Raw genomic sequence first — 22653 nt, 5'->3', positions numbered from 1 at the left:
GCTTAGAAACGATGACGCAAGCCAACCGCCACGATGGTCTGCGACTGTGCCGCCGACGAGTGACCATTGCCCTTGTCCGAAGCAGAAGCCGTCGCTTCGACAGGATTGCCCGCTGCATCGAGCGTCATGCCTGACGCGTGCTGGTACGCGCCGAGCAGATACACAGTCGAGCGCTTCGACAGATCGTAGGTCGCGCCGAGCGTCACGTTGTGATACTGCGCGCGATCCGTCACACCGTCGACTTCGCTGCCGCGCGTGTAGCTGTAGCCCGCAAACAGATGGGTATTCGGACGCAGCGTGTACTGACCGAACACGCCCGCGATATTGAACGTCGCATTACCCGTGAACAATGAATTTGCGCCCGCGCGATACTGCACGTTGCTGTAGTTCACGCCGATCAGCGCCGGACCGAAGTCATACGTTGCGCCTGCCGCGACGATCTGCTGTGTCTGCGCGCTCGCGTAGCCTTCGCTGATCGACGAGTTGAACGTGCCGTCGTCCGAGCCGTGCCACTTGCCGAAGGTCGAATCGGTGACGCCCGTCTTGCTGTTGTCCGCGCGCTCGTAGCCGACGCCTACGTGCAGTGGACCGTTCGCGTACGCCGCGCCCACGCTCCACGTATTCTGCTGTTTCATGCTGCCCGGCTGGCCGCCAAAGCCGTAGAGCGCGCCGAACGTGAAGCCCGCGTAGTTCGCGCTCGTGTACTTGACCGAATTGTCGACGCGAGTGGTCTGGTCGAGATCGTCGATATCGCCCGGATGCGCGCCGAAGCCGCCGATGTACGCAACGGGCGACACCGGCCCGACGAAGTCCGTCAGCGACGTGTACTGACGGCCCATCGTCAGCGCGCCGTATTGCGTGTTCGCGAGACCCACGAACGCCTGACGGCCGAACAGACGGCCGCTTTGGCCCGACGTGCCGTTCGTGATGTCGAAGCCGTCTTCGAGCTGGAACAGCGTGCTCCAGCTGTTGCCCAGATCCTCGTTGCCCTTCAGTCCCCAGCGGCTGCCCGACAGATTGCCGCTCGCGAGTGCCACATTCGAGTGCCCGCTGTAGTTGCCCGTTGTGCCCGTGCGCTCATTCGATCGATACGCAATGCCAGCATCGACGATGCCGTATAGCGTGACGGAACCCTGCGCGTACGCGATGCCTGCGAGAGAGAGCAGCAGCGGTGCCGCGAATAGTTGTTTTTTCATCGTTTTAGTAACTTTAGTGAAGCGTAAATACACGTCGCCCGAAGGTGGACGTTCAGTTTTTCCGCGCGCAAGCGGGCGGCCTCGTATGTCGAGGCTGCCTGCCTTTGCGTGGGAAAGGTTCCTTGGAGCTTGCTGCTAGCGGCGATCGAGCGCGGCTGCGGGCGGCAACCCGGGCGCGTGCGCGGGCACCGTCTTGCGTACCTGCGCGACGTCGGTGGCTGTGACCTTCGAGCCGGTATTGCCCCAGCTCGTACGCACGAAGTTCGTGACGTCGGCGACTTCCTGATCCGACAGACGCCAGCCGAACGGCGGCATCGTGAACGAAGACGGCGCGGTCTTCGTGCCTTCGAGCGTGCTGCCCGCGAGCAGCACGTGAATCAGCGATGTCGCATCCTTGCCCTGCACGACCGGATTGCCGCCGAGCGCCGGGAACACGCGCGTGTAGCCGCGTCCGTCGCTACGGTGACACGCCATGCAGTTGTCGCGATAGACCGCGGCGCCTGGTGCGCTCGCATCGCCTGTGCGCAATGCGTGTGCCGCGGTGTCGTCATAGGCATACGGCGTTTCCTTCGGATCGTTCGACGGCAAGGTCTTCAGATAGCGCGCCATCGCCGTGAGGTCGTCGTCGCTCATGTGCTGCGCGCTGTGCTGCACGACATCCGTCATACCGCCGAACGCGGCCGTGTGCTGCGTGCGGCCCGTCTTCAGGAATTGCACGATGTCCGCCTCGCTCCACGTGCCGAGACCGGTGCGCGGATTGCCGCGCAGGCTCGTCGGCACCCATCCGTCGATGGGCGCGCCGCCCGCAAGATAGTCGTTGCCGCCGAGGTCGGTCAGCGCGAGTTCCTGCATCGTCTTCGCGCGTGGCGTGTGACACGCGCCGCAATGGCCGAGACCTTGCACGAGATACGCGCCTTGCCCGATCACAGGGTCCGTGTAGCGCGTGGCATCGAACGGTTTCGGCTCGGGTGCGAAGAGCTGACGCCAGATGCCGAGCGGCCAGCGCATCGACAGGGGCCACACGATATCGACAGCACGATTCGGCTGCTGCACGGGCGAAACGCCTTGCGTGAAGTACGCGTAAAGCGCACGCATGTCAGCCTCGGAAAGACGCGCATACGACGGATACGGCATTGCCGGATAAAGCGTATCGCCATTCGGACGCACGCCTGCGCGCACCGCGCGGTCGAACTGCTCGAAGGTCCACGTGCCGATACCGGTGTTGCGCTCAGGCGTGATGTTGGTCGAGTAGATCGCGCCGATCGGCGTGTCGAATTTCAGGCCGCCCGCGAACGGCTTGCCGCCTTGCGATGTGTGACACGCGATGCAGTCGCCAGCGCGCGCAAGGTATTCGCCATGCGCGACGAGTGTTTGCTGTGCCGCGCCGTGTGCGGCAAAAGGACTGCACAACGCAGCGAGCGTGACGGCAACCGCACGCATGCATTTGATCGAAAACTTCTTCATGCGCTCACCAGCGGGCCAGGGTTCTTCAGATACTGGCTGCGGATCGCGCGAGCCGACCAATAGGCGAGTGCAGCGGCAAGCCCCGTCGGGTTATAGCCAATGCCTTGCGGAAACGCGGACGCGCCCATCACGAACACATTGTGCACGTCCCAGCTTTGCAGATAGCGGTTCAGCACGCTCGTCTTCGGATCTTCGCCCATCACCGCGCCACCGACGAGGTGAGTCGTCTGATAGCGGCGGGAATCGAAATGCGCGCCGAATTCGCGCGTATAGACGTTGATCGCTTTCGGCCCCATCGCCTGCGCGATCTTGTGCATCTGTTCCGTCACGTAGCGCGCCATGCGGATGTCGTTGTCCTTCCAGTCGAAGGTCATGCGCAATAGCGGCTGACCGTACGAATCGCGATACGTCGGATCGAGATCGAGGAACACGTCGCGATACGACATGTTCGTGCCGTGCGCGTCCATCGAAATGGTGTGCGCGTAATGGTCCTTCACTGACTTCTTCCACGCCGCGCCCCACGCAGGCGTGCCCGCCGGCGTCGCGATGCCGCTGATCGGCTTCGCGCCCGCCTGATTCACCCACAACGGCGAGCCGCCGACAAAACCAAGAGGACCGTGATCGAAGTTATCGGCGTTGAAGTCATCGACGCCGACGCCGTTGCCGCCCGCGCCGATGAACGGATTCGTGTACGTGTCCTTGTCGAAGAACGCGGTGATCGTCGACAGGTTCTGGTACGCGAAGTTGCGACCGACCACGCCTTCACCCGAAACAGGATCGTACGGTTTGCCGATGCCCGACAGCAGAAGCAGATGCACGTTGTGATACTGGAACGCGGACACGATCACGAGATCGGCTGGCTGGAATACTTCGTTGCCTGCCGGGTCGACGTACGTCACGCCTTTCGCGCGTTTTTTCGTATCGTCGAGATCGACGCGCAGTACGTGACAGCGGGCGCGCAATTCGAAGTGCGGCGACTGCTTCAGCGCAGGCAGGATGTTCAGATTCGGCGACGCCTTCGAATACATGTAGCACGCATAACCGCTGCAATAGCCGCAGAAGTTGCACGGGCCCATCTGCGCGCCATACGGGTTCGTGTACGGACCCGACGTGTTCGCGGACGGCAGGCGGTACGGATTGAGGCCGAGCGATTTCGCCGCGTCGTGGAAGCGCTGAGCCGAATACGTGTTCTGTTGCGCGGCCAACGGGAAGTGATCGCTGCGCGGCGCTTCGAACACGTTGCCGTCGCCGACTACCTTGCCATTGACCTTGTACGCCTGGCCCGACGTGCCGAACACTTTCTCGGCGAAGTCGAAGTGCGGTTCCAGTTCGTCGTAGCTGACGCCGAAGTCCTGAATCGTCATGCCTTCGGGAATGAACTTCTTGCCGTAGCGTTCTTCGTAGTGGCTGCGCAGACGCAGTTCTTCCGGCGTGATGCGAAAGTGCACGCCGGACCAGTGCAGCCCCGCGCCACCGACGCCTTCGCCCGGCAGAAACGCAGCGAGTTGCCGGTAAGGCAGAGCCGTATCGCCGACGCCGTGACGGATCGACACGGTCGTCTTCGACAGGTCGAGGAACAGCTTCTTGCGCGTGTTGTACGTGAGTTCGTCGATGGTGTTCGGATACGCGCCATCAGGGTACGTGTCGCGATACTCGCCGCGCTCCAGCGCGACCACGTTGAGGCCCGCTTCCGTGAGTTCCTTCGCGAGAATCGCGCCCGTCCAGCCGAAGCCGACGACAACAGCGTCGACGTGAGGTTTGGTGATCGTAGCCATCAGGTGCGCTTTCCTTCGATCGATACGGGGCCGTACGGATACGCCTTACCGTTCTGGTTGACGAAGTCCATGAAGTCCGCACGCGCGCCGGGGAAGCCGATCATCTTCCAGCCGCCCATGTCGCGATTGCCGCCGTGGATCGGATCGCAGAAATAGCCTTCGCGCGTGTTTTGCAGCAACTGGCCGAAGAACACGCCCGCAGGTACGTCGGCGAGTTCGACCTTGCTGGCTTCGAGCGTGGTGAGCACGGTGTCGCGCGTGGCGGCGTCGAGTGCGTCGAAGGTTTTCGAATATGTCTTCGTGCAGTGCGCGTTCACGGCAGCGATGCCGAGGCGATACAGATCGCGCGGCACCAGCTTCAACTGATAGCCAAGCTCCGGCACGCCCTGCGCGAACGGTCCCTGCATGTACCAGAGCGCGCCGTGCGCGTACGGCGTGTCCATCTGGCGGTCGATGAATTCGGGCACGCCTGCTTCGATCGCGCCCGGACCTTCGCTGTCGGCGGGAATCAGACGGTCGACGGCGGCCTGGATGAACACCCATTCCTTCGCATCGAAGAAGCGGGGCTTGTAGTCGGCGCGCTGCATCGCGCCTGGCTGCGACGAAGGCGTAGCGCTCGCGGCGGGCGCTGCGGGATGGTCCGATTGCACGTTGCAACCAGCCAGCGTGCTGGCGGGCACCAGTGCGACTGCCGAGCGCAAAAATCCCCGGCGAGATGTGAGAGAGGAGTCAGGCATCTTTTGTCTTGTGAGGTCAGGCCGATATGCGGCCGCTGGCGATCCGTGGATCACCGGGGCTGAATGATATATGGAATCGGTTCCATGATTATTTCGCATTTCGCGAAAATATGTTCGCAAGCTGCCGCTAGCGGGGTGAAAGGCTTATCGGATGGGGTTTCGGTGGGAAACGCGGCGAATCGGCCGTGTTGTGCGAAGCAGAGGAGTTGTGTGCGCGCCACACTGCGATCACGTCGATGGGCGGCGTGGCGAGCGAAATGGTGAGCGCAAATGAAAACGGGCGTCCAGAGGACGCCCGTCGAAAGCCTTACAGTCTGGAGCCGATCAGCCCGGCAGACGGGGCGATGCAGCCGGTGCGCGGTTGTTCGACGCGACACCGGTGTCTGTCGGCAGCGCGGAACCTTGCGCCTGTGCGACGAGGTTTTCGGTCGCGGGACCGATTGCGTCGGTGAACGTCTTCGGACGCACGCCGATAGCGAGCACCAGCACAGCCATCGCGCCGAGCAGCACGAATTCGCGGCGGCCCAGATCGCGCAGGCCCGACACGCGCGTGTTCTTGACCGCGCCCCACATCACGCGCTTGTACATCCACAGCGTGTAGGCGGCGCTCAGGATCAGCGTCAGTGCGGCCGTTGCGCCGACCCAGAAGTTGAAGCGGATCGCGCCCATCAGCACCAGGAATTCGCCGACAAAGCCCGACGTGCCCGGCAGGCCGACGTTCGCCATCGAGAACAGCATCGCGAAGGTAGCGAGCTTCGGCATGGAGTTAGCCACGCCGCCGTAAGCGTCGATCGAGCCGTTCTTCGTGCGGTCGAACAGCATGCCCGTGCACAGCAGCATCGCGCCCGACACGATGCCGTACGACAGCATCTGCACCACGGCGCCTTCCGTACCCATGCGATCGAACGTGAAGAGACCCAGCGTGACGAGACCCATGTGCGCGACAGCCGAATACGCGAGCAGCTTGCGCATGTCGGTTTGCGCGAGCGCCAGCAGGCTGCCGTAGATCACGGCGATCAGCGACAGCGCGATCATCGCGGGTGCGAAGAAGTGGCAGGCGTCCGGCACGATGGGCAGCGCGAAGCGCAGCAGGCCGTAGCCGCCCATCTTCAGCATGCCGAGCAGCACGGCGGCGCCCGTCGGGCCGTCGGAGTGGACGTCAGGCAGCCACGTATGCACGGGCCACATCGGCACTTTCACCGAGAAGGCGCCGAGGAAGCCGATGAACACCATCACCTGAGGAATGAAGTCGAGCTTCAGCGTGCGCCACGTGGCCATGTCGAACGTGTGCGACTGCGCCCACAGGTAGATCAGCGCGGCCAGCATGGCCAGCGAGCCGACCAGCGAAAAGAAGAAGAAACGCACCGCTGCGTAGACGCGGCGCTTTTCGCCCCACGTGCCGATCAGCAGGTACAGCGGAATCAGCGACGCTTCGAAGAACACGAAGAACAGCATGCCGTCCATCGACGTGAACACGCCTTGCATGCAGCCCGACAGCAGCAGGAACGCGCCGTAGTACTGCGCGACACGCTTCGTGATCGATTCCCACGACGCGATCACGATGATCAGCGTCGTCACGGCGGTCAGCACGGTGAACCACAGCGAGATACCGTCCACGCCGAGGTGATACGAGATGCCGAACTCAGGCAGCCATGCGGACTGCTGTTCGAACTGCATCGTCGACAGAGACGCGTCGAAGCCGGTAACCAGCGGAATGACGGGCAGGATGCTGATGGCTGCGCCGATCAACGCGAGCCAGCGCGTGCGGCTTTGCGCGCTGTCGGAACCGCCGAGCAGCACGACGAGGCCGGCGACGATAGGGACCCAGATCAGGAGGTCGAGGACTGATGGGAGGTGCATGTGCTCTTTGGATGAAACGCCTGAACGCGAATAGCAGGCCCTCGCCCGGAGGACGAAGGATCAAAAAACCTTACATGGACATTTCGACGGACGGCCCCAGAGGGGCGCAGGACGATGCGCAGGGCTTGCGCACGCGCGTAACCAAAACGCATGACGGTCAGGGTTAACGATGATAACTCAAAATAATAATGTTGCGCTGCCACAAGCTCAATATCTATTTATTGCGAAACTCGCGCTTGACTTTATGTGGTGCGCCTGAGCAGGCAATTGCGCTGCACAAAAAAGCGGCACTGGAAGCGCTTCCACTCGATCGGGCTCAACGGATGCTTACAGGGGTTGCCCTAGATTTAAGCGTCCGTTGTTCGCTGTACGCTTAAGTCGCGAGGAGACGAACCCATGAGCACGAGAAAAGTTTTCCACATCGCCGTTATCGCTGTCTTGGCCTACCTGGTCGCCGATCGTGCACTGCTGCATGCGCAGGCGAAAGAAGCCAGTACGTTCGCGTGCTCGCAAGGCGCGGAGCAGGTGAAGCTGGATGCGCTGGGCCGAGGCTTTGGCGACGCTGCCGCGAGCAGTCAGGGCGACGCGTTCAGGTCGGGATGTCTCGTGACGGGCCGAGGCCGTCCGATGGAGATGCTGGCGCGCAACTGATTCGTTGCTGAAGCGCCGCTAGAGGCAGGGCAGGGGAGCCGCGCCGGCCGCACGATGAAGCACGTGCAGCCGACGCGAAGATGAGCGCCTAACGCAAGGTTAGCGCGACATCATGTTCATGCTGACGTTATGCATGACCCACAGCGTACCGCCGATCACGATAACTGCCGTCAACACGGTGAACGCAAACGCGGTCACGTTCCAGCGCTGACCCGACGACGTGTTCATGTGCAGGAAGTACACCAGGTGCACGATGATCTGCACGAGGCCGAGGCCGGCGATCGCGTAGAGCGCCTGCGTGCCCGTTGCCCAGCCCATCAGCACCACGCCGAATGCGGCTGCCGTCAGGATGACGGACAGCACGAACCCGATCATGTAGCTGCCGAAGCTGCCGTGGCTTTCGTCACCGTGCGCCGAATGTGATGAGTGAGAGTTGCTGCTCATTTAGATCACGCTCGCAAGATAGACAAACGAAAAAACACCGATCCAGACGATGTCCAGAAAGTGCCAGAAAAGGCTCAGGCACGTCAGACGGCGCAGTTCGCGCTCGCTCAGCTTCGGTGCGCGCACCACCTGAACCATCATCACCAGCATCCACACCAGACCCGACGTGACGTGCAGACCGTGCGTGCCGACCAGCGTGAAGAACGCCGACAGGAACGCGCTGCGGTCCGGGCCTGCGCCTTCGGCGATCAGGTGCGAGAACTCGCGGATTTCCAGCACGACGAACGAAGCGCCGAGCACGAACGTCACAGCAAGCCAGAACAACGTGGTGCTCTTGTTGTTCTTGTGCGCGCCGAGCATCGCGAAACCGTACGTGATACTCGAGAACAGCAGGATCGCCGTTTCGATGGCCACGCCCGGGATCTCGAACAGATCCTTGCCGCTCGGACCGCCGGCGAACTGATGGCTCATCACTGCAAACGTCGCGAACAGCGCCGCGAACAGAATGCAGTCGGTCATCAGATACAGCCAGAAGCCGAATACCGAGTTGGACGGTGCGTGATCCGCGTCGTGATGATGCGGGTCCGCAACAGTAGCGTTATGTTGCATCAGGCAATCTCCTCAGCTTCGGGCAGTTGCTTCGCGATCGTCGCGCCCGAACCAGCGCCGTTACGTTCTTCGATCAGTCGAACGGTATCGGCAGGGATGTAGTAATCGGTGTCGTTATCGAAGCTGCGTGCGATCCACGTACCGATCGCGCCGATGAACGCTGCGATAGCCAGCCACCAGATGTGCCACGTCAGCGCGAAGCCCAGCGCGAGGCTGAACACGCCGATGAAGAAACCAGCGCTGGTGTTCGACGGCATGTGGATGTCGCGATACACAGGCTTCTCGACGTTGCCGCGTGCCTTCATGTCGTGGAATGCGTCCAGCTCATGCACGACAGGCACCGTTGCGAAGTTGTAGATCTGCGGCGGCGAGGTCGTTGCCCATTCGAGCGTACGGCCATTCCACGGATCGCCCGTGAGGTCGCGGTTTTCCGGCTTGTTGCGATCGCGGATCGACACGACGATCTGCAGCAGCTGGCACGCGATACCGATTGCGACGAGCACTGCGCCCAGTTCAGCAACCAGCAGCCACGGATGCCATGCCGGGTTGTCGTAGTGGTTCAGACGACGCGTCATGCCCATGAAGCCGAGCACGTACAGCGGCGTGAACGCAACCCAGAAGCCGATCTGCCAGAACCAGAATGCAGCCTTGCCGAGCTTCTCGTTCAGCTTGAAGCCGAAGGCCTTCGGGAACCAGTAGTTCATGCCCGCGAGGTAACCGAACAGCACGCCGCCGATGATCACGTTGTGGAAGTGAGCAATCAGGAACAGCGAGTTGTGCAGCACGAAGTCCGCGCCCGGGATCGCCATCATCACGCCCGTCATACCGCCGATCGTGAACGTGATCATGAAGCCGATCGTCCACAGCACAGGCGTCGTGAACTCGATGCGGCCCTTGTACATCGTGAACAGCCAGTTGAACACCTTCACGCCCGTCGGGATGGCGATGACCATCGTCGCAATACCGAAGAACGCGTTGACGTCGGCGCCCGAACCCATCGTGAAGAAGTGGTGCAGCCACACGAGGAACGACAGCACCATGATCGCGCACGTCGCGTAGACCATCGTCTTGTAGCCGAACAGCGGCTTGCGCGCGAACGTCGAGATGACTTCCGAGAAGATACCGAACGCAGGCAGGATCAGGATGTAGACCTCAGGGTGGCCCCATGCCCAGATCAGGTTCAGGTACAGCATCGCGTTGCCGCCGGCTTCGTTCGTGAAGAAGTGCATGCCGAGGTAACGGTCCAGGCCGAGCAGCGCGAGCGTGACGGTCAGGATCGGGAACGCAGCCATGATCAGCACGTTCGTGCAGAGCGCGGTCCACGTGAACACCGGCATCTTCATCAGCGTCATGCCAGGCGCGCGCATCTTGATGATCGTGACGAAGAAGTTCACGCCAGTCAGCAAGGTGCCGATACCCGAGAGCTGCAAGGACCACAGGTAGTAGTCGACGCCGACACCCGGGCTGAACTGCAGCTCCGACAGCGGCGGATAGGCCAGCCAGCCCGTCTGCGCGAATTCGCCGACCAGCAGCGAGATGTTGATCAGGATCGCGCTGATCGCCGTCATCCAGAACGACAGCGAGTTCAGGAACGGGAACGCGACGTCGCGTGCGCCGATCTGCAGCGGCACAACCAGGTTCATCAGGCCGACCATGAAGGCCATCGCCATGAAGAAGATCATGATGACGCCGTGCGCCGTGAAGATCTGGTCGTAGTGGTGCGGCGGCAGATAGCCAGGCGCGTGATACGCGAGCGCGAGCTGCGTACGCATCATGATGGCGTCGGCGAAGCCGCGCAGCAGCATGATCATCGCCACGATGATGTACATCACGCCGAGCTTCTTGTGGTCGACCGACGTGAACCATTCGGTCCACAGGTAACGCCACTTGCCGAAATACGTGATTGCGCCGAGCACAGCCAGCGCGCCGAGAATCATCCCGGCACCAGCGACCACGATGATTGGTTCGTGGTACGGAATGTCCGCCAGGGTTAATTTACCGAACATGCTTACCCCTTGGTCCCGTTAGGTGCACAGTTCACGTCCTTCATGTTGTCGATGACGTGACCGTTGTTGTAGCGGGCGACAATGTTGTTGAAGAGCTTGGGATCGACCGACGAGAAGTACGACACAGCTGCCTTTTCTTCAGGCTTCGCCACTGCGTAGTAGCGGTCCATGTCGAGGTGATCCGTCGATGCGCGAGCCTTCGCGACCCATGCGTCGAAATCCTGCTGCGATTCTGCGAGCGTGCGGAACTTCATATCCGAGAAGCCCTTGCCGCTGAAGTTGGCGGAAGTGCCGGCGTAATCGCCCGGTTCTTCAGCCAGCAGATGCAGACGCGTCTGCATGCCTGCCATCGCGTAGATCTGGCCGCCCAGTTGCGGGATGAAGAACGAGTTCATCACCGTGTCCGACGTGATGCGGAAATTCACCGGGGTGCCCACGGGAATTGCCAGCTGGTTCACGGATGCGATGCCCAGATCCGGGTAGATGAACAGCCACTTCCAGTCGAGTGCGACGACTTCGACGTTGATCGGCTTCACGTTCGATTCGAGCGGCTTGTACGGGTCGAGCTCATGCGTGCTCTTCCACGTCAGGACGGCGAGGAACAGAATGATCAGCGCGGGGATCGTCCAGACGGCGACTTCGATTGCCGTCGAATGCGACCAGTTCGGACGGTATTCGGCGGACTTGTTCGATGCGCGATAGCGCCATGCGAACAGCAGCGTCAGGAAGATGACGGGAACCACGACGATCAGCATCGCCCACGTCGAGGTCGCGATCAGCGACTTCTCAGCGGCTCCGATGGGGCCTTTCGGCGCGAGCAGATCAAGGTTGTTGCACCCCGATAGCAGGAACGCTGGGGCAATTGAGACGAGACCGGCAAGCCGGCCCGCGATTTTTTTCATCATCGCGGCCCTCTACAAAAACAAACGAACGAACGCATGCATTTCCTTGCTCCTTTTATAAGCGCTCGCATAATACGAAATGCACGTGTTGCAGTACAGCACTTTGATGCGAACGAACTATTGCGCGATCGGTGGTGAGTCAAAGTGTCGCAACAGGGTGTCGCAGGACTTTTTCGGCGCACGCCCGGTCGAAAAGGCGGGTTTGAAAGGTATTTGTATGGATGTGGCGGGCATGCCGGGTGCATTGACCGGGACATGCCAGCGAACTGTGGGGGACGAGATGGACGATCAGTTCGACCTTCGGCGCTTCATCGATGCTCAGGCACCAATTTATGAGCAGGCGCTAGCGGAATTGCGTAATGGACGCAAGCAAAGCCATTGGATGTGGTACGTGTTTCCCCAGTTTGAGGGCCTCGGAGAGAGTCAAATGGCCCAAAAATTTGCCATTCACTCTTTTTCCGAAGCTGTCTCATATTTACAACATCCGGTGTTAGGCCCACGCTTAAAAGAAGTCACGCAAGCGGTCAACGAAGTCGAGGGCCGGTCGATCGAGACCATCTTCGGCTATCCGGATTACATGAAGTTCCGCTCGTCGATGACGCTTTTTTCGAAGGCCGCGCCCGACGAGCCCGTGTTCGCCGACGCGCTCGCCAGATACTTCGGCGGCAAGCCGGATGAGAGGACGCTGGAACTGCTCTGAGCCGTAGCAGGCGCGATAAGCGATTCTTAAGGATCGCGCGGCCAGAATGACCCGTCGCGAAGCCCGTCAGAGGCTTTGCCCTACATGACGGGGCCCACCATGATTGCGATCTACGCAGCGCTAAAAACAGCCGGCCTGCGCCCGACATCGAGCCGGGCCGCCGTGCTCAGGCTTTTTCACGAGCTTCCTCACGAGCACTTCACCGCCGATCAGGTGTACCGCAAGCTCTCGCGCGAACCGGAGCCATGCAGCCTCGCGAGCGTCTACCGCGCGCTCGCACAACTGAACGAAGCGCACCTGATTTCGAGCGCGTCGCTTGGCGATGCGCGCGTCGTCTATGAGTTCAACCGCGGCGAGCGCCACTATCATCTCGTCTGCAATCGCTGCGGCCGCATCCAGGACGCATACGATCCCGGCCTCGAACAGCAACAGGCCAAGATCGCGTCCGATCATCACTTCCACTATGCGAGTTCGAGCCTCGTGATCTTCGGCCGCTGCGAAGACTGCGAAGGCTTGCCGGCCGTGGCGGCACGGCGGGTGAACGCAGGCTGATTCGCGCTTTCCCGATGAAGCCGCGCTTAAGGGCGCGCTAAGCTACGGGTTCGCAGAATGGAGGCGATCGACGGAGAACGGAAACGATGCGTTTGCTGCTGGTGGAAGATGACGAGATGATCGGCGAGCCGGTCGTCGATACGATGCGCGGGGCGGGTTATGCGATCGACTGGGCGCACGATGGACGCGAAGCCGAGCTGTCGCTCGCGCATGACGTCTACGATCTGGTGCTGCTCGATCTCGGCTTGCCCAAAGCCGACGGCATCGATGTGCTGAACCGCTACCGGCGGCGCGGCGGCGGAGCGCCCGTGATCATCCTCACGGCCCGCGACGCCGTCGAAAACCGTATCGCGGGCCTCGACGCGGGTGCCGACGATTACCTCGTCAAGCCCTTCGATCTCGACGAACTCGCCGCGCGTGTGCGCGCTTTGCTGCGCCGTCGCACGGGGCAAACCAATCCTGTCTACGCACACGGCGATCTGACCTTGGACCCGGCCGCGCATGAAGCGACGCTCAAAGGCGAAATGCTGTCGCTGGTGCCGCGCGAATTCAGCTTGCTGCAGGCGCTGATCGAAGAGCCCACGCGCGTGTTCACGCGCTCCGAACTCGAAGACAAGCTGTACGGCTGGGGCGAGGAAGTGGGCAGCAACACGATCGAAGTGCACGTGCATAGCCTGCGTCGCAAGATCGGCGCCGAGCAGATCGTGACGGTGCGCGGCGTCGGCTATCGGCTCAAGCGCGCCGTATGACATCGATACGACGCTGGCTGCTCGGCTGGCTGATAGCAGGTCTTGCGCTCGCGGCGCTGGTCGCGGCGTACGGCATCTTCTACACGGCGCGAATCGAAGCGACCGAACTGTTCGACTACGAGTTGCGCACGGTCGCGCTGTCGGTGCCCGCCACGATCGGCAGCGCCGACGCGCACGCGCGCCGCACGCCTGATTTCGCAGGTCTCGCCGACGATCGCCTGTTCATCGAAGTATGGGATGACGCGGGTCACAGCGTGTACAAGTCGCTCGATGGCATCGACGTGCCGCGCTATCCGCCGGGCCTGCGCACGATCGAGCGCGACGAATATCACTGGCGCGTGTTCGGCGTGCAGGAAGGCGAGCGTTTCGTGCAGGTCGCGCAACCCGTATCCGTGCGCGAAGATCTCGCGATGCACCTCGCGTTGCGCACGCTGTGGCCGCTCGCGCTGTTTCTCCCCGTCATCGTGCTGATCGTGCTGTTCGTGGTCGGCCGCGGTCTCGCGCCGATTGGCAGCATCTCGCGCGCGCTCGCAACCCGTTCGTTCGATTCGCTCGAACCGCTGCGGCTCGATGCCCGCATGCCCGTCGAACTCAAACCGCTCGTCGATGCGCTCAACGATCTGCTGCATCGGCTGAATGATGCGTCGCAAGCGCAGCGCACGTTCGTCGGCGACGCCGCGCATGAACTGCGCTCGCCGCTTGCCGCGCTGAAGCTGCAGTTGCAGGCGGCGGAGCGCGATGGATCGCTGGTTGGCAGCAAGCAGACGTTCGAGCGCATCGAAGGCCGCCTGAACCGGCTGATCCATCTCGTGCATCAGCTGCTGACCATGGCGCGTGAAGACGCGCAACGCAGCGCGCATTTCGAGCCGGTGAGCTTGCGCCGTTTGTGCGAGCGCGCGGTCGGCGACTTTTCGATGCTTGCCGAAGCGCGGCAGATCGACCTTGGTCTCGAGCTCAATCCATCACGCGATACGGACGATGCGTACAAGGTCCATGCAGAGCCCGCAGGCATCGAAGTGCTGCTCAACAATCTGATCGACAACGCGATTCGCTATACGCCGAGCGGCGGCAAGGTGGATGTGATCCTCAAGCGCAGCGGCGCGGGGATCGATGTGTGCGTGTCGGACAGTGGTCCCGGCATTCCGGATGCGGAGCGCGAACGCGTGTTCGACCGCTTCTATCGGAGCGCGGGCAACAAGGAACATGGCAGCGGACTGGGTCTTGCGATTGCGCTGAAAATCGCGGAACGTCATCACGCGATACTCAGCATCGCCAATAACGAAAATGGTCCGGGCCTGCGCGTGACGTTGTCGGGACTGCGGGCGGAATAGCGGCTGCGCCTGAGCGCGCCTACGGAAACATCAGCACGAACCGCGTACTGCGTGCATCGCTTTCGGCATGCACAGTGCCGCCATGCAATTCCATGATCGTGCGCACGATGGCAAGACCCAATCCCGTCGAGCCCGGCGATGCTTGCGACGAACCCGAGGACGGCAACGAACTGCGCGACGGATCGACGCGATAGAAGCGGTCGAAAATCCGTTCGAGATGCTCGGGCGCGATCGGCTCCGCGCCTTCATTCGACACGGTGATACGCACGCCGCCTTCGACTTCATGCGCGTCGAGCACGATCTCCTTGCCGCGCGGCGTGTAGCGCAACGCATTGGCGAGCAGATTGCTGACGGCGCGGCGAAAGAGTTCGAGGTCGGAAGTGAGCATTGCGGACCCTGTCACGCGCATGCGCACGTCTGCATCTTCCGCGACGCCTTCGAAGTATTCGCCGATGCGCGTCAGTTCCTGCACCGCATCGAACACGCGCATATGCTTGACGAACTGTGGATGCTCCGCGCGCGCGAGAAACAGCACGTTCTCGATCATCCGCGAGAGGCGTTCGCATTCTTCGAGGTTCGACGCGAGCAGTGCTTCGTATTCGTCGGCGGAACGCGGACGTGCGAGGGCCACTTCCGTTGCGCCACGCATGTTGCCGAGCGGCGTGCGCATGTCGTGCGCGAGGTCGGCGATAAAGCGCGACATCTGCCTGAAGCCGTGATCCATGCGTTCGAGCATCGCATTGAGCGTCGCCACCAGTGTTTCGAGTTCGCGCGGCACGCTTTTTACGGTGATACGCGTATTCAGACGATTCACGGTGACTTCCGCAGCGCTCGCGGCGATATCGCGCACGGGCCGCATCGCCGCGCGTATCAGCAGATAGCTGAGCACCGTGGTCAGCAGCACGCCGATGATGCCGTAGATCTTCAACTGGTCGCGGTAGTGATCGAGCAGTTCATAACGGTCGCTCAGATTGCGCGCGATCAGAATGCTGACCATTTCGCCGTCGCGCAGCTTTACGTCGGTGGCGACGCCGCGGATCGGCGCGCCTGTCTTGTTCGTCCATCGGACGATATCGCCTTCCGTGATGCGCTCCGCGAAGGGCACGCGCTGGATGGAGCGGCCTGCCGCGAGAATCGAAGCGTCGCTGGCGGCCACGGCCGCCATGCCGAGCGTGCTCGTCAGATTGTGCTCAATGGCGAGTTGCCCGTTCGGATCGAACACTTCCATCGACATGCCAGGATTCCCAAGCACGATGCTTGTTATACGGTCGCCATGTTCGCGAATACCTTCTGCTGCATCGATTTCCTGAGCGAGCCGCCGCGCGTGGCGTGCCGCGAGCACGATGCTCATGTCGTCCTGAGAACTGATCTCACGTTCGAGCGCGTGATACAGAAAATTGCCGACCAGCACGAACACGGCGAGCGTCGTCGCGCCGAACGCGAGCGCGAGCGTGGTGGTGATCGAGCGGCCGCGCATCAACCCGCGTCCTTGATTTCGAGCACATAGCCGACACCGCGAACCGTGTGAATCAGCTTGACGGGGAAGTTGTCGTCGACCTTGCTGCGCAGACGGCGAATCGCCACTTCGACGACATTCGTATCGCTGTCGAAATTCATGTCCCACACATACGACGCAATCTGCGTGCGGCTCAGCACTTCGCCATGGCGGCGCGCGAGCAGTTGCAGCAGCGAGAATTCGCGCGGCGTGAGATCGATGCGTGTTCCGCCGCGCTTCACTTTGCGGCGATTCACGTCCATTTCCAGATCGCCGATACGGATGAGTTCACTTTCGCGCGGCGGCCCGCGACGCGCGAGCGTGCGTACGCGCGCGAGCAATTCGACGAATGCGAAGGGTTTGACGAGGTAATCGTCGGCACCGAGTTCGAGACCGCGCACGCGGTCGTCGACATCGTCGCGGGCGGTGAGAAAGAGCACGGGCGTGGTGCGTGTGGCGCGCAGCGTTTTCACGACTGTCCAGCCGTCCATCCACGGCAGCATCACATCGAGAATGATGACGTCGTAGTCTTCCTCTTGCGCGAGGATCAGACCATGAGAGCCATCGTTCGCAACCTCTACCGAGTAGCCGGACTCTTCGAGGCCCTTCTTCAGATAGGCCGCTGTTTTCTGTTCGTCCTCGATGACCAGAATACGCATGTGTGCTCCGCTTCGCTTCGCTTTTGGCTTTGTCGTTGCCTTTGCTTTTGACTTCGCCTTTGCCTTTGCCTTGTTGATGCTGTTGCCACTGCTCGGCGACTTTTCAATCATACCCATCTGCGTGTGCTCGCTGATTACATTTTGGTAATGTTCTGGTCTCCGGTAGGTTGGTGCCGTGCGAATGTTGAGTTTGGTTTGTTTTTTCGCTGGCATCCGCGATGTGTTATCCGTTGTTCAAGCGTTGCCCCTGTGCGGGGCGGCACCTACTTTTCTTTGCCGCGGCAAAGAAAAGTAGGCAAAAGAAAGCCGCTGAACACCGCCCGTTCTTGACCACTGCCTGAGGGCCCCCAACGGTTCCTCCGCTTCAAACGGCAACCTCTAGCTGATGCCCGTTGCCATCTCCCTTGCCAGATGCCTCACCCGCTTCACGCTCCCACGTCACCGCACGCGCGATGAATTTGCCCACGTTCTATAGCGGCAAACTGTGTGTCGGCCTTCGCGGCGTATGCGCTTCACTCCGGAATGAAAAGCACGATCGGTGTCGTAAGAGCGCCGACGTGTGAAGCACTACGGCCGACACAGAGTTTGCCACCTGGGCGGCGGTGACTATTCGCTGCCGCTGGTAGATGTACGGACATTTGAAGTGGGTGAGGCACCTGTTCGAGGCGTTGGCAACGGGCATCGACCAAATGTGATGCCATGTGAAGTGGAGGAACTGTTGGGGGCCCTCAGGCGGCGGTCAAGAGCGGGCGGTGTTAGCCCGCTTTCTTTGCTTACTTTCTTTGCGGCGGCAAAGAAAGTAAGTGCCGCCCCGCACAGGGGCAACGCGTGAAGCCGGCAAGACAAAACGCGGATGCCAGCGAAAACCCAAACCCAAACCCAAACCCAAACCCAAACCCAAACCCAAACCCAAACCCAAACCCAAACCCAAACCCAAACCCAAACCCAAACCCAAACCGCGAAAGCATCATTCCGCCCCACACCGTCTATGATTGATCAGGCAATACAACAAAGAGCAACAACTCGCACTGCATACGCCGACGAGGATCCAACATGGACGCACTCCGAACATTGCTCGAATCGCAGCCATTGCTCACATTGTTTCTCACAGTAGCCCTGGGCTACGTCATAGGCGAATGCAGCATCAAAGGTGTAGCGCTAGGCTCAGGCGCAGTCCTGTTCGTGGGCCTGGCGATCGGCGGCTTCGCACCTAAGTCCGCGCCGCCGGCGTTACTCGGCACACTGGGCCTGCTGCTGTTTCTGTATGGCATCGGCGTCCAGTACGGCACACAGTTTTTCGCCGGACTGTCGAGCGCGGAAGGACTCAAGGCGAACGCGGCCGCTTTTGTCGGCGTGACCGGCGCAGGCTTCGTGTCGCTGGCACTCGGGCCGCTCTTCGGCGTAAGGCTCGATCAGGCGCTCGGCCTGTACGCCGGCGCGGGCACCAGCACGGCCAGCCTGCAAGCGGTGCTCGCCGTACTGAAAGGCGAGGGCGCGGCCGTCGGCTACAGCGTCGCGTATCCGTTCGGCGTGGCCGGCCCAATCCTGTTTCTGTACCTGCTTAGTGTCGCGCTTGCACGCAAGATCGAAGCGCCGCCCGCGCACATCATGGAGACGGCGGAAATCGCACTGCGCAACCAGGCGTTCGTCGGCCTCACGTTTCCCGAACTGAAAGCGCGCCTGCCCGCAGGTCTCGGCGTTGCAGCCGTGCGCCGCGCGCATCACAACCAGTTGCCCGCCGACGACTTCGTCATGCAAACCGACGACGTGCTGCTCGCGACCTCGACTGATAAGGACGAATTGCGCAAAGCCACCGAACTGCTCGGCGAATTGCACCCCGGACGCATGACGCGTTTTCGCGAAGACCTCGACTATCTGCGCGTGTTCGCGTCGAGCCGCGTCGTGGTCGGCCACGCGTTGCGCGATATCCGCTTTCCCGACGGCATGGTGTGCTCGATCGCGCATGTGCGTCGCGGCGACGCCGACATGCTGCCAAGCCCCGAGCTGATACTCGAATTCGGCGATCGTGTCGGCCTGCTGATCGGTCCGGGTCAACGCGACGCCGCGCGCAAACTGTTCGGCGATTCAATCAAGGGAACAGCAGAACTCAGCTACATCTCGATCGGCGTCGGCGCGGCGCTCGGTCTGCTGGTTGGCCTGATTCCATTGCCGATACCCGGCGTCGGCAAGCTGTCGCTCGGGCTCGCCGCGCTGCTGCTGGTCGCGCTGTATCTCGGCAAGATCCGGCGTACCAGCGGACTCGTGTGGACGATGCCGCTTTCCGCGAACCTCGTGCTGCGCAACTTCGGCCTGACGGTTTTTCTCGCGCAGGTCGGGCTTTCTTCCGGGCCGAAGTTTTTCGCGACGATCGGGCTGACGGGCATCTCGTTCCTGCTGTACGGCGCGGCCATTCTGATTGCGCTCGTGTGCATCACGGCAGCGTGCTGTCTGTGGCTGTTCCGCTTGCCGTTCGATGCAACCGTCGGCGTGATCAGTGGCGCAACCGGAAACCCCGCGATTCTCGCGTTCGCCAATCGCATTGCGCCGACCGATCGCCCTGACGTCGGTTACGCAATGATCTTTCCGTCGATGACGATCGTGAAGATTCTGTTCGTCGAAATCGCGGCGGTGGTCATCGGCGGATAGCGGCTGCCGTTGCGCTATTGATCTGACGAATACATCGCGCAGCAGGCTGCTAGCGCGAGCATTACACGCATGTGTTGCGCAAGCAGGTGTGGCGCAGTCGATACAGCGCGACACTTCCCACTGCTTTCTTTTCTGGAGGAGACACTCGCTCTCGTATCATCAAGTTCGCCGCGAAACTGCCGTTAGAAAGCAGGAACGCGACTGACGCCATCCATACTCACTGCCGAGCCATGATTCGCCCGCAGGACCTCGCCTCGTTCCGTACTGTTCCGGCCGTCAAGGCCGCGCTGTCACGCTCGCAGTTCGACGCATTCTCGCGGCAATTGCCGCTGCTGTATGTGATCCTCGTGATCAACAGCCTCGCCGTGGCCGTGACACACGTCGCCGTCGCGCCGGCCTCGCTCGCCATCTGGGTGCCGCTCGTGATGTGCACCGCCTGTGCGATCCGGCTCGTCGTGTGGGTGCGGCGACGAAAGCATCTGGCTTCGCTGACTGACGAGCAGATTGCCTCGCGCCTGAAAACCACGGTCTGGCTGATCGTGTTGCTGGGCGTCGTCTTCACGGGCTGGGGCCTGCTGCTCTTTCCGTATGGCGACCCGTACGCTCGCGCGCATGTGGCGTTCTACATGTCGATTACGGTGATCGGCTGCATCTTCTGCCTGATGCACATGCGCAAGGCCGCATTGCTGCTGACTGCCATCGTCATCGTGCCGTTCTCGCTGTTCTTTTCGCTGACGCACAACGCGGTGCTCGTCGCGATTGCGATCAACATGCTGCTCGTCGCGGTCGCGATGATCTTCATTCTGCTCACCTACTACCGCGACTTCGCGAATCTCGTTGAATCGAAGCACGCATTGCAGGCAAAGCAAGCCGAGTTACAACGGCTAAGCGACGAAAACTCGCGCCTCGCCAATCTGGACATCCTGACAGGACTGCCTAACCGCCGACGTTTTCTCGCCGATCTCGACGCGCTCTTCGAGACTGCGCAGGCCGGGCAGGCGCGCTTTGCGGTCGGCGTGATCGATCTCGACGGCTTCAAGCAGGTCAACGATCTGTATGGCCACGGCGCGGGCGACCGTGTGCTCGAAGAAGTGGGCCGGCGTCTGCTGGAAGCGTCGGGGCCGCGCGTCAGGCTGGCGCGGCTCGGCGGCGACGAGTTCGGCCTGCTCGTGACGGACGTGCGCGAGCAACAGGATCTGCGCGATATCGGCGCGGCGATCTGCGAAACGCTGCGCGCGCCGTACGCATGGCCAGGCGCTACGGCGCGGCTGTCCGGGTCGCTCGGCTTTGCGATCTATCCCGATGCGGGCCGGTCGCCCGCACAACTGTTCGAGCGCGCGGATTACGCGCTGTACTTCGCGAAGGAGCATCGCCGCGGCGGCACGACGATCTTTTCGGCGGAGCATGAAAAGCAGATTCGCGAACTGGGGCAGATCGAACAGGCGTTGCGGCATGCCGACCTCGAGCGCGAGATGACCCTGCATTTCCAGCCTATTGTCGATACGTCGAGCGAACGCATCGTGTGCTACGAAGCGCTCGCGCGCTGGACCAGCCCGACGCTCGGCGACGTGCCGCCTTCGCTGTTCATCAAGGTGGCCGAGCGCAGCGATTTCATTCATGCGGTGTCGGCGGCGCTGTTGCGCAAGGTGCTCGCGACGATGCAGGAGTGCGATGCGGCCGTGCGCGTCGCATTCAACTTGTCGGCGCGCGATATCGGCTCGGCGGAAGCGGCCGCGAAAATTATGGACATCGTTCGCGCGAGCGGTATCGAGCCCGATCGTCTGACCTTCGAAGTGACGGAGACGGCCGTCATTCAGGATTTCGAGCAGGCGTTCGCTTCGCTCGATGCGTTCAAGCGGCTAGGCGCGAACATCTCGCTCGACGATTTCGGCACGGGCTATTCGAGCCTCACCTGCATTCACCGGCTGCCGCTGGACAAGGTGAAGATCGATCGCGGCTTTCTCGATCGCATCGATGCCGATCCGGCTGCGCAGGACATCGTGCGCAGCATTGTTGATCTGTGCCGTTCGCTGAAACTCACGTGCGTGGCGGAAGGTGTGCAGACGCAAGCGCAGGCGAGCGTGCTGCGCGAACTCGGCTGCACCGTCATGCAAGGGTTCTATTTCGGCGTGCCGATGCCGTTCGCGGAACAAACGCTCACAGCGTAATGGTCGCGGTGTTCAAGGCTCGACGGACACCGCGCGTTTGAGACAGCGCAGCGCGAAGATCGAGCGGCTGTCCTGGAAGCCGGGCAAGCGATACAGCTTGCGCCGCAGGAACGACTCATATCCTTCCGTGCCCGCCACCGCGACCTTGATCAGATAGTCGTATTCACCCGACACCAGAAACGCCTCGACGACTTCGGGCAGGTCGGCGAGCGCCTCGCCGAAGCGGTCGAGCGTGCGCTCGTCGTGCTTCGCAAGTTTCACTTCGATGATCACCGTATCGGGCAAACCCAGCGCTTTCTGATTGAGCAGCGCCGCATAGCCTTCGATCACACCAGCCTCTTCGAGCGCGCGCACACGGTTCCAGCAAGGTGTCGCCGACAGACCGACACGCTCGGCGAGCTTCGCGTTCGAAAGACGACCGTCGTTACGCAGCTCGCGCAGGATGCGTTGATCGGTGGTGTCGAGTTTCATGCTGCCTCCTGGAAAAGACGAATCGTCTTCGGTAATGCTGATTTTGTGGTAGATAATTCTGCCACAGGCTGGCGAGCGGCCAGATAAACAGAACAAATATCCTGATTTGGCCGCATACACTTTTGCGACGGGTTGACCCCGCATTACGCGGATCCCGAGAACTTTGCCGCTTGCGTCCGTGACCCGGACGACCTGCGGTCAGCCGGCGCGAAGCGATCGCTTCGCGCGGACTCAACTG

General features: G+C 61.7%; 19 protein-coding genes. 7 read left to right on the top strand and 12 right to left on the bottom strand.

The annotated features are described in order from the left end of the window. Positions 1-2 precede the first annotated feature (2 nt). From G3O01_RS26460 to G3O01_RS26440, 5 genes are all read right to left on the bottom strand, one after another. A complete protein-coding gene (locus tag G3O01_RS26460; protein ID WP_205809587.1) occupies positions 3-1196 on the bottom strand; it encodes a porin in 1194 nt (397 codons plus the stop codon). A gap of 135 nt (positions 1197-1331) precedes the next feature. Next, complete coding sequence (locus tag G3O01_RS26455; RefSeq protein WP_205809586.1) at positions 1332-2660, bottom strand: cytochrome c; 1329 nt, start codon at positions 2658-2660, stop codon at positions 1332-1334. After that, on the bottom strand, positions 2657-4435 hold the full coding sequence (locus tag G3O01_RS26450; protein WP_205809585.1) for a GMC family oxidoreductase: 1779 nt from the start codon (positions 4433-4435) through the stop codon (positions 2657-2659). Before G3O01_RS26450 ends, G3O01_RS26455 begins: the two co-directional genes overlap by 4 nt. After that, positions 4435-5172: a gluconate 2-dehydrogenase subunit 3 family protein gene (locus G3O01_RS26445; RefSeq protein WP_205809584.1), complete on the bottom strand. Its 738-nt coding sequence runs from the start codon at positions 5170-5172 to the stop codon at positions 4435-4437. The genes G3O01_RS26450 and G3O01_RS26445 overlap by 1 nt, the downstream gene beginning before the upstream one ends. A 324-nt stretch (positions 5173-5496) precedes the next feature. Further along, positions 5497-7032 (bottom strand): NADH-quinone oxidoreductase subunit M, encoded by a 1536-nt coding sequence (locus G3O01_RS26440; protein WP_205809583.1) that lies wholly within the window; start codon positions 7030-7032, stop codon positions 5497-5499. Positions 7033-7428: 396 nt separating this feature from the next. Between G3O01_RS26440 and G3O01_RS26435 the strand changes: the two genes are divergently transcribed. Beyond that, complete coding sequence (locus G3O01_RS26435; protein WP_205809582.1) at positions 7429-7683, top strand: hypothetical protein; 255 nt, start codon at positions 7429-7431, stop codon at positions 7681-7683. 99 nt (positions 7684-7782) lie between these two features. On the opposite strand, the gene cyoD is transcribed toward G3O01_RS26435, so the two are convergent. The 4 genes from cyoD to cyoA are packed head-to-tail and all read right to left on the bottom strand — an operon-like array spanning position 7783 to position 11647. After that, positions 7783-8127 carry a cytochrome o ubiquinol oxidase subunit IV gene (gene cyoD / locus G3O01_RS26430; protein WP_109479642.1) on the bottom strand — a complete coding sequence of 115 codons (345 nt, stop codon included), beginning with the start codon at positions 8125-8127 and terminating at the stop codon, positions 7783-7785. Beyond that, entirely contained in the window at positions 8128-8736 is a 609-nt protein-coding gene (gene cyoC / locus G3O01_RS26425) for a cytochrome o ubiquinol oxidase subunit III (RefSeq protein ID WP_109479643.1), read from the bottom strand. Further along, positions 8736-10742 (bottom strand): cytochrome o ubiquinol oxidase subunit I, encoded by a 2007-nt coding sequence (gene cyoB / locus G3O01_RS26420; protein WP_205809581.1) that lies wholly within the window; start codon positions 10740-10742, stop codon positions 8736-8738. Before cyoB ends, cyoC begins: the two co-directional genes overlap by 1 nt. Before the next feature lie 2 nt (positions 10743-10744). Next, positions 10745-11647, bottom strand: coding sequence for a ubiquinol oxidase subunit II (gene cyoA / locus G3O01_RS26415; protein WP_205809580.1), 903 nt, complete (start codon positions 11645-11647; stop codon positions 10745-10747). A gap of 277 nt (positions 11648-11924) precedes the next feature. On the opposite strand from cyoA, the gene G3O01_RS26410 reads away from it, so the two are divergent. The 4 genes from G3O01_RS26410 (at position 11925) to G3O01_RS26395 (ending at position 14976) form a co-directional block, all read left to right on the top strand. Beyond that, the gene (locus tag G3O01_RS26410; RefSeq protein WP_205809673.1) at positions 11925-12344 is read left to right on the top strand and encodes a DUF1810 domain-containing protein; all 420 of its coding nucleotides are present in this window, start codon (positions 11925-11927) and stop codon (positions 12342-12344) included. Between the two features lie 99 nt (positions 12345-12443). Beyond that, positions 12444-12896, top strand: coding sequence for a transcriptional repressor (locus tag G3O01_RS26405; protein WP_205809579.1), 453 nt, complete (start codon positions 12444-12446; stop codon positions 12894-12896). An 86-nt stretch (positions 12897-12982) separates the two neighbouring features. Beyond that, positions 12983-13645 (top strand): response regulator, encoded by a 663-nt coding sequence (locus tag G3O01_RS26400; RefSeq protein WP_205809578.1) that lies wholly within the window; start codon positions 12983-12985, stop codon positions 13643-13645. Next, positions 13642-14976, top strand: coding sequence for an ATP-binding protein (locus tag G3O01_RS26395; protein WP_205809577.1), 1335 nt, complete (start codon positions 13642-13644; stop codon positions 14974-14976). The genes G3O01_RS26400 and G3O01_RS26395 overlap by 4 nt, the downstream gene beginning before the upstream one ends. A 19-nt stretch (positions 14977-14995) precedes the next feature. Here the strand turns inward: G3O01_RS26395 and G3O01_RS26390 are convergent, their stop codons facing one another. Together G3O01_RS26390 and G3O01_RS26385 are read right to left on the bottom strand one after the other, a co-directional pair. Continuing rightward, a complete protein-coding gene (locus G3O01_RS26390; protein WP_205809576.1) occupies positions 14996-16453 on the bottom strand; it encodes a heavy metal sensor histidine kinase in 1458 nt (485 codons plus the stop codon). After that, positions 16453-17130, bottom strand: coding sequence for a heavy metal response regulator transcription factor (locus tag G3O01_RS26385; RefSeq protein ID WP_205809575.1), 678 nt, complete (start codon positions 17128-17130; stop codon positions 16453-16455). Before G3O01_RS26385 ends, G3O01_RS26390 begins: the two co-directional genes overlap by 1 nt. A 1053-nt stretch (positions 17131-18183) precedes the next feature. Between G3O01_RS26385 and G3O01_RS26380 the strand changes: the two genes are divergently transcribed. Continuing rightward, entirely contained in the window at positions 18184-19776 is a 1593-nt protein-coding gene (locus G3O01_RS26380) for a TrkA C-terminal domain-containing protein (RefSeq protein ID WP_205809574.1), read from the top strand. Positions 19777-20006: 230 nt separating this feature from the next. Continuing rightward, a complete protein-coding gene (locus tag G3O01_RS26375) occupies positions 20007-21944 on the top strand; it encodes an EAL domain-containing protein (protein ID WP_205809573.1) in 1938 nt (645 codons plus the stop codon). Positions 21945-21956: 12 nt separating this feature from the next. Here G3O01_RS26375 and G3O01_RS26370 read toward each other — a convergent pair whose 3' ends face one another. Further along, on the bottom strand, positions 21957-22415 hold the full coding sequence (locus tag G3O01_RS26370) for an Lrp/AsnC family transcriptional regulator (RefSeq protein ID WP_205809572.1): 459 nt from the start codon (positions 22413-22415) through the stop codon (positions 21957-21959). Positions 22416-22653: the final 238 nt, after the last annotated feature.

It is taken from the genome of Burkholderia sp. Ac-20365, assembly GCF_017104715.1.
Classification (GTDB): Bacteria; Pseudomonadota; Gammaproteobacteria; order Burkholderiales; family Burkholderiaceae; genus Paraburkholderia.
Note: the sequence above shows the minus strand (reverse complement) of the source record. Positions and strands in the feature narration are given on the sequence as shown.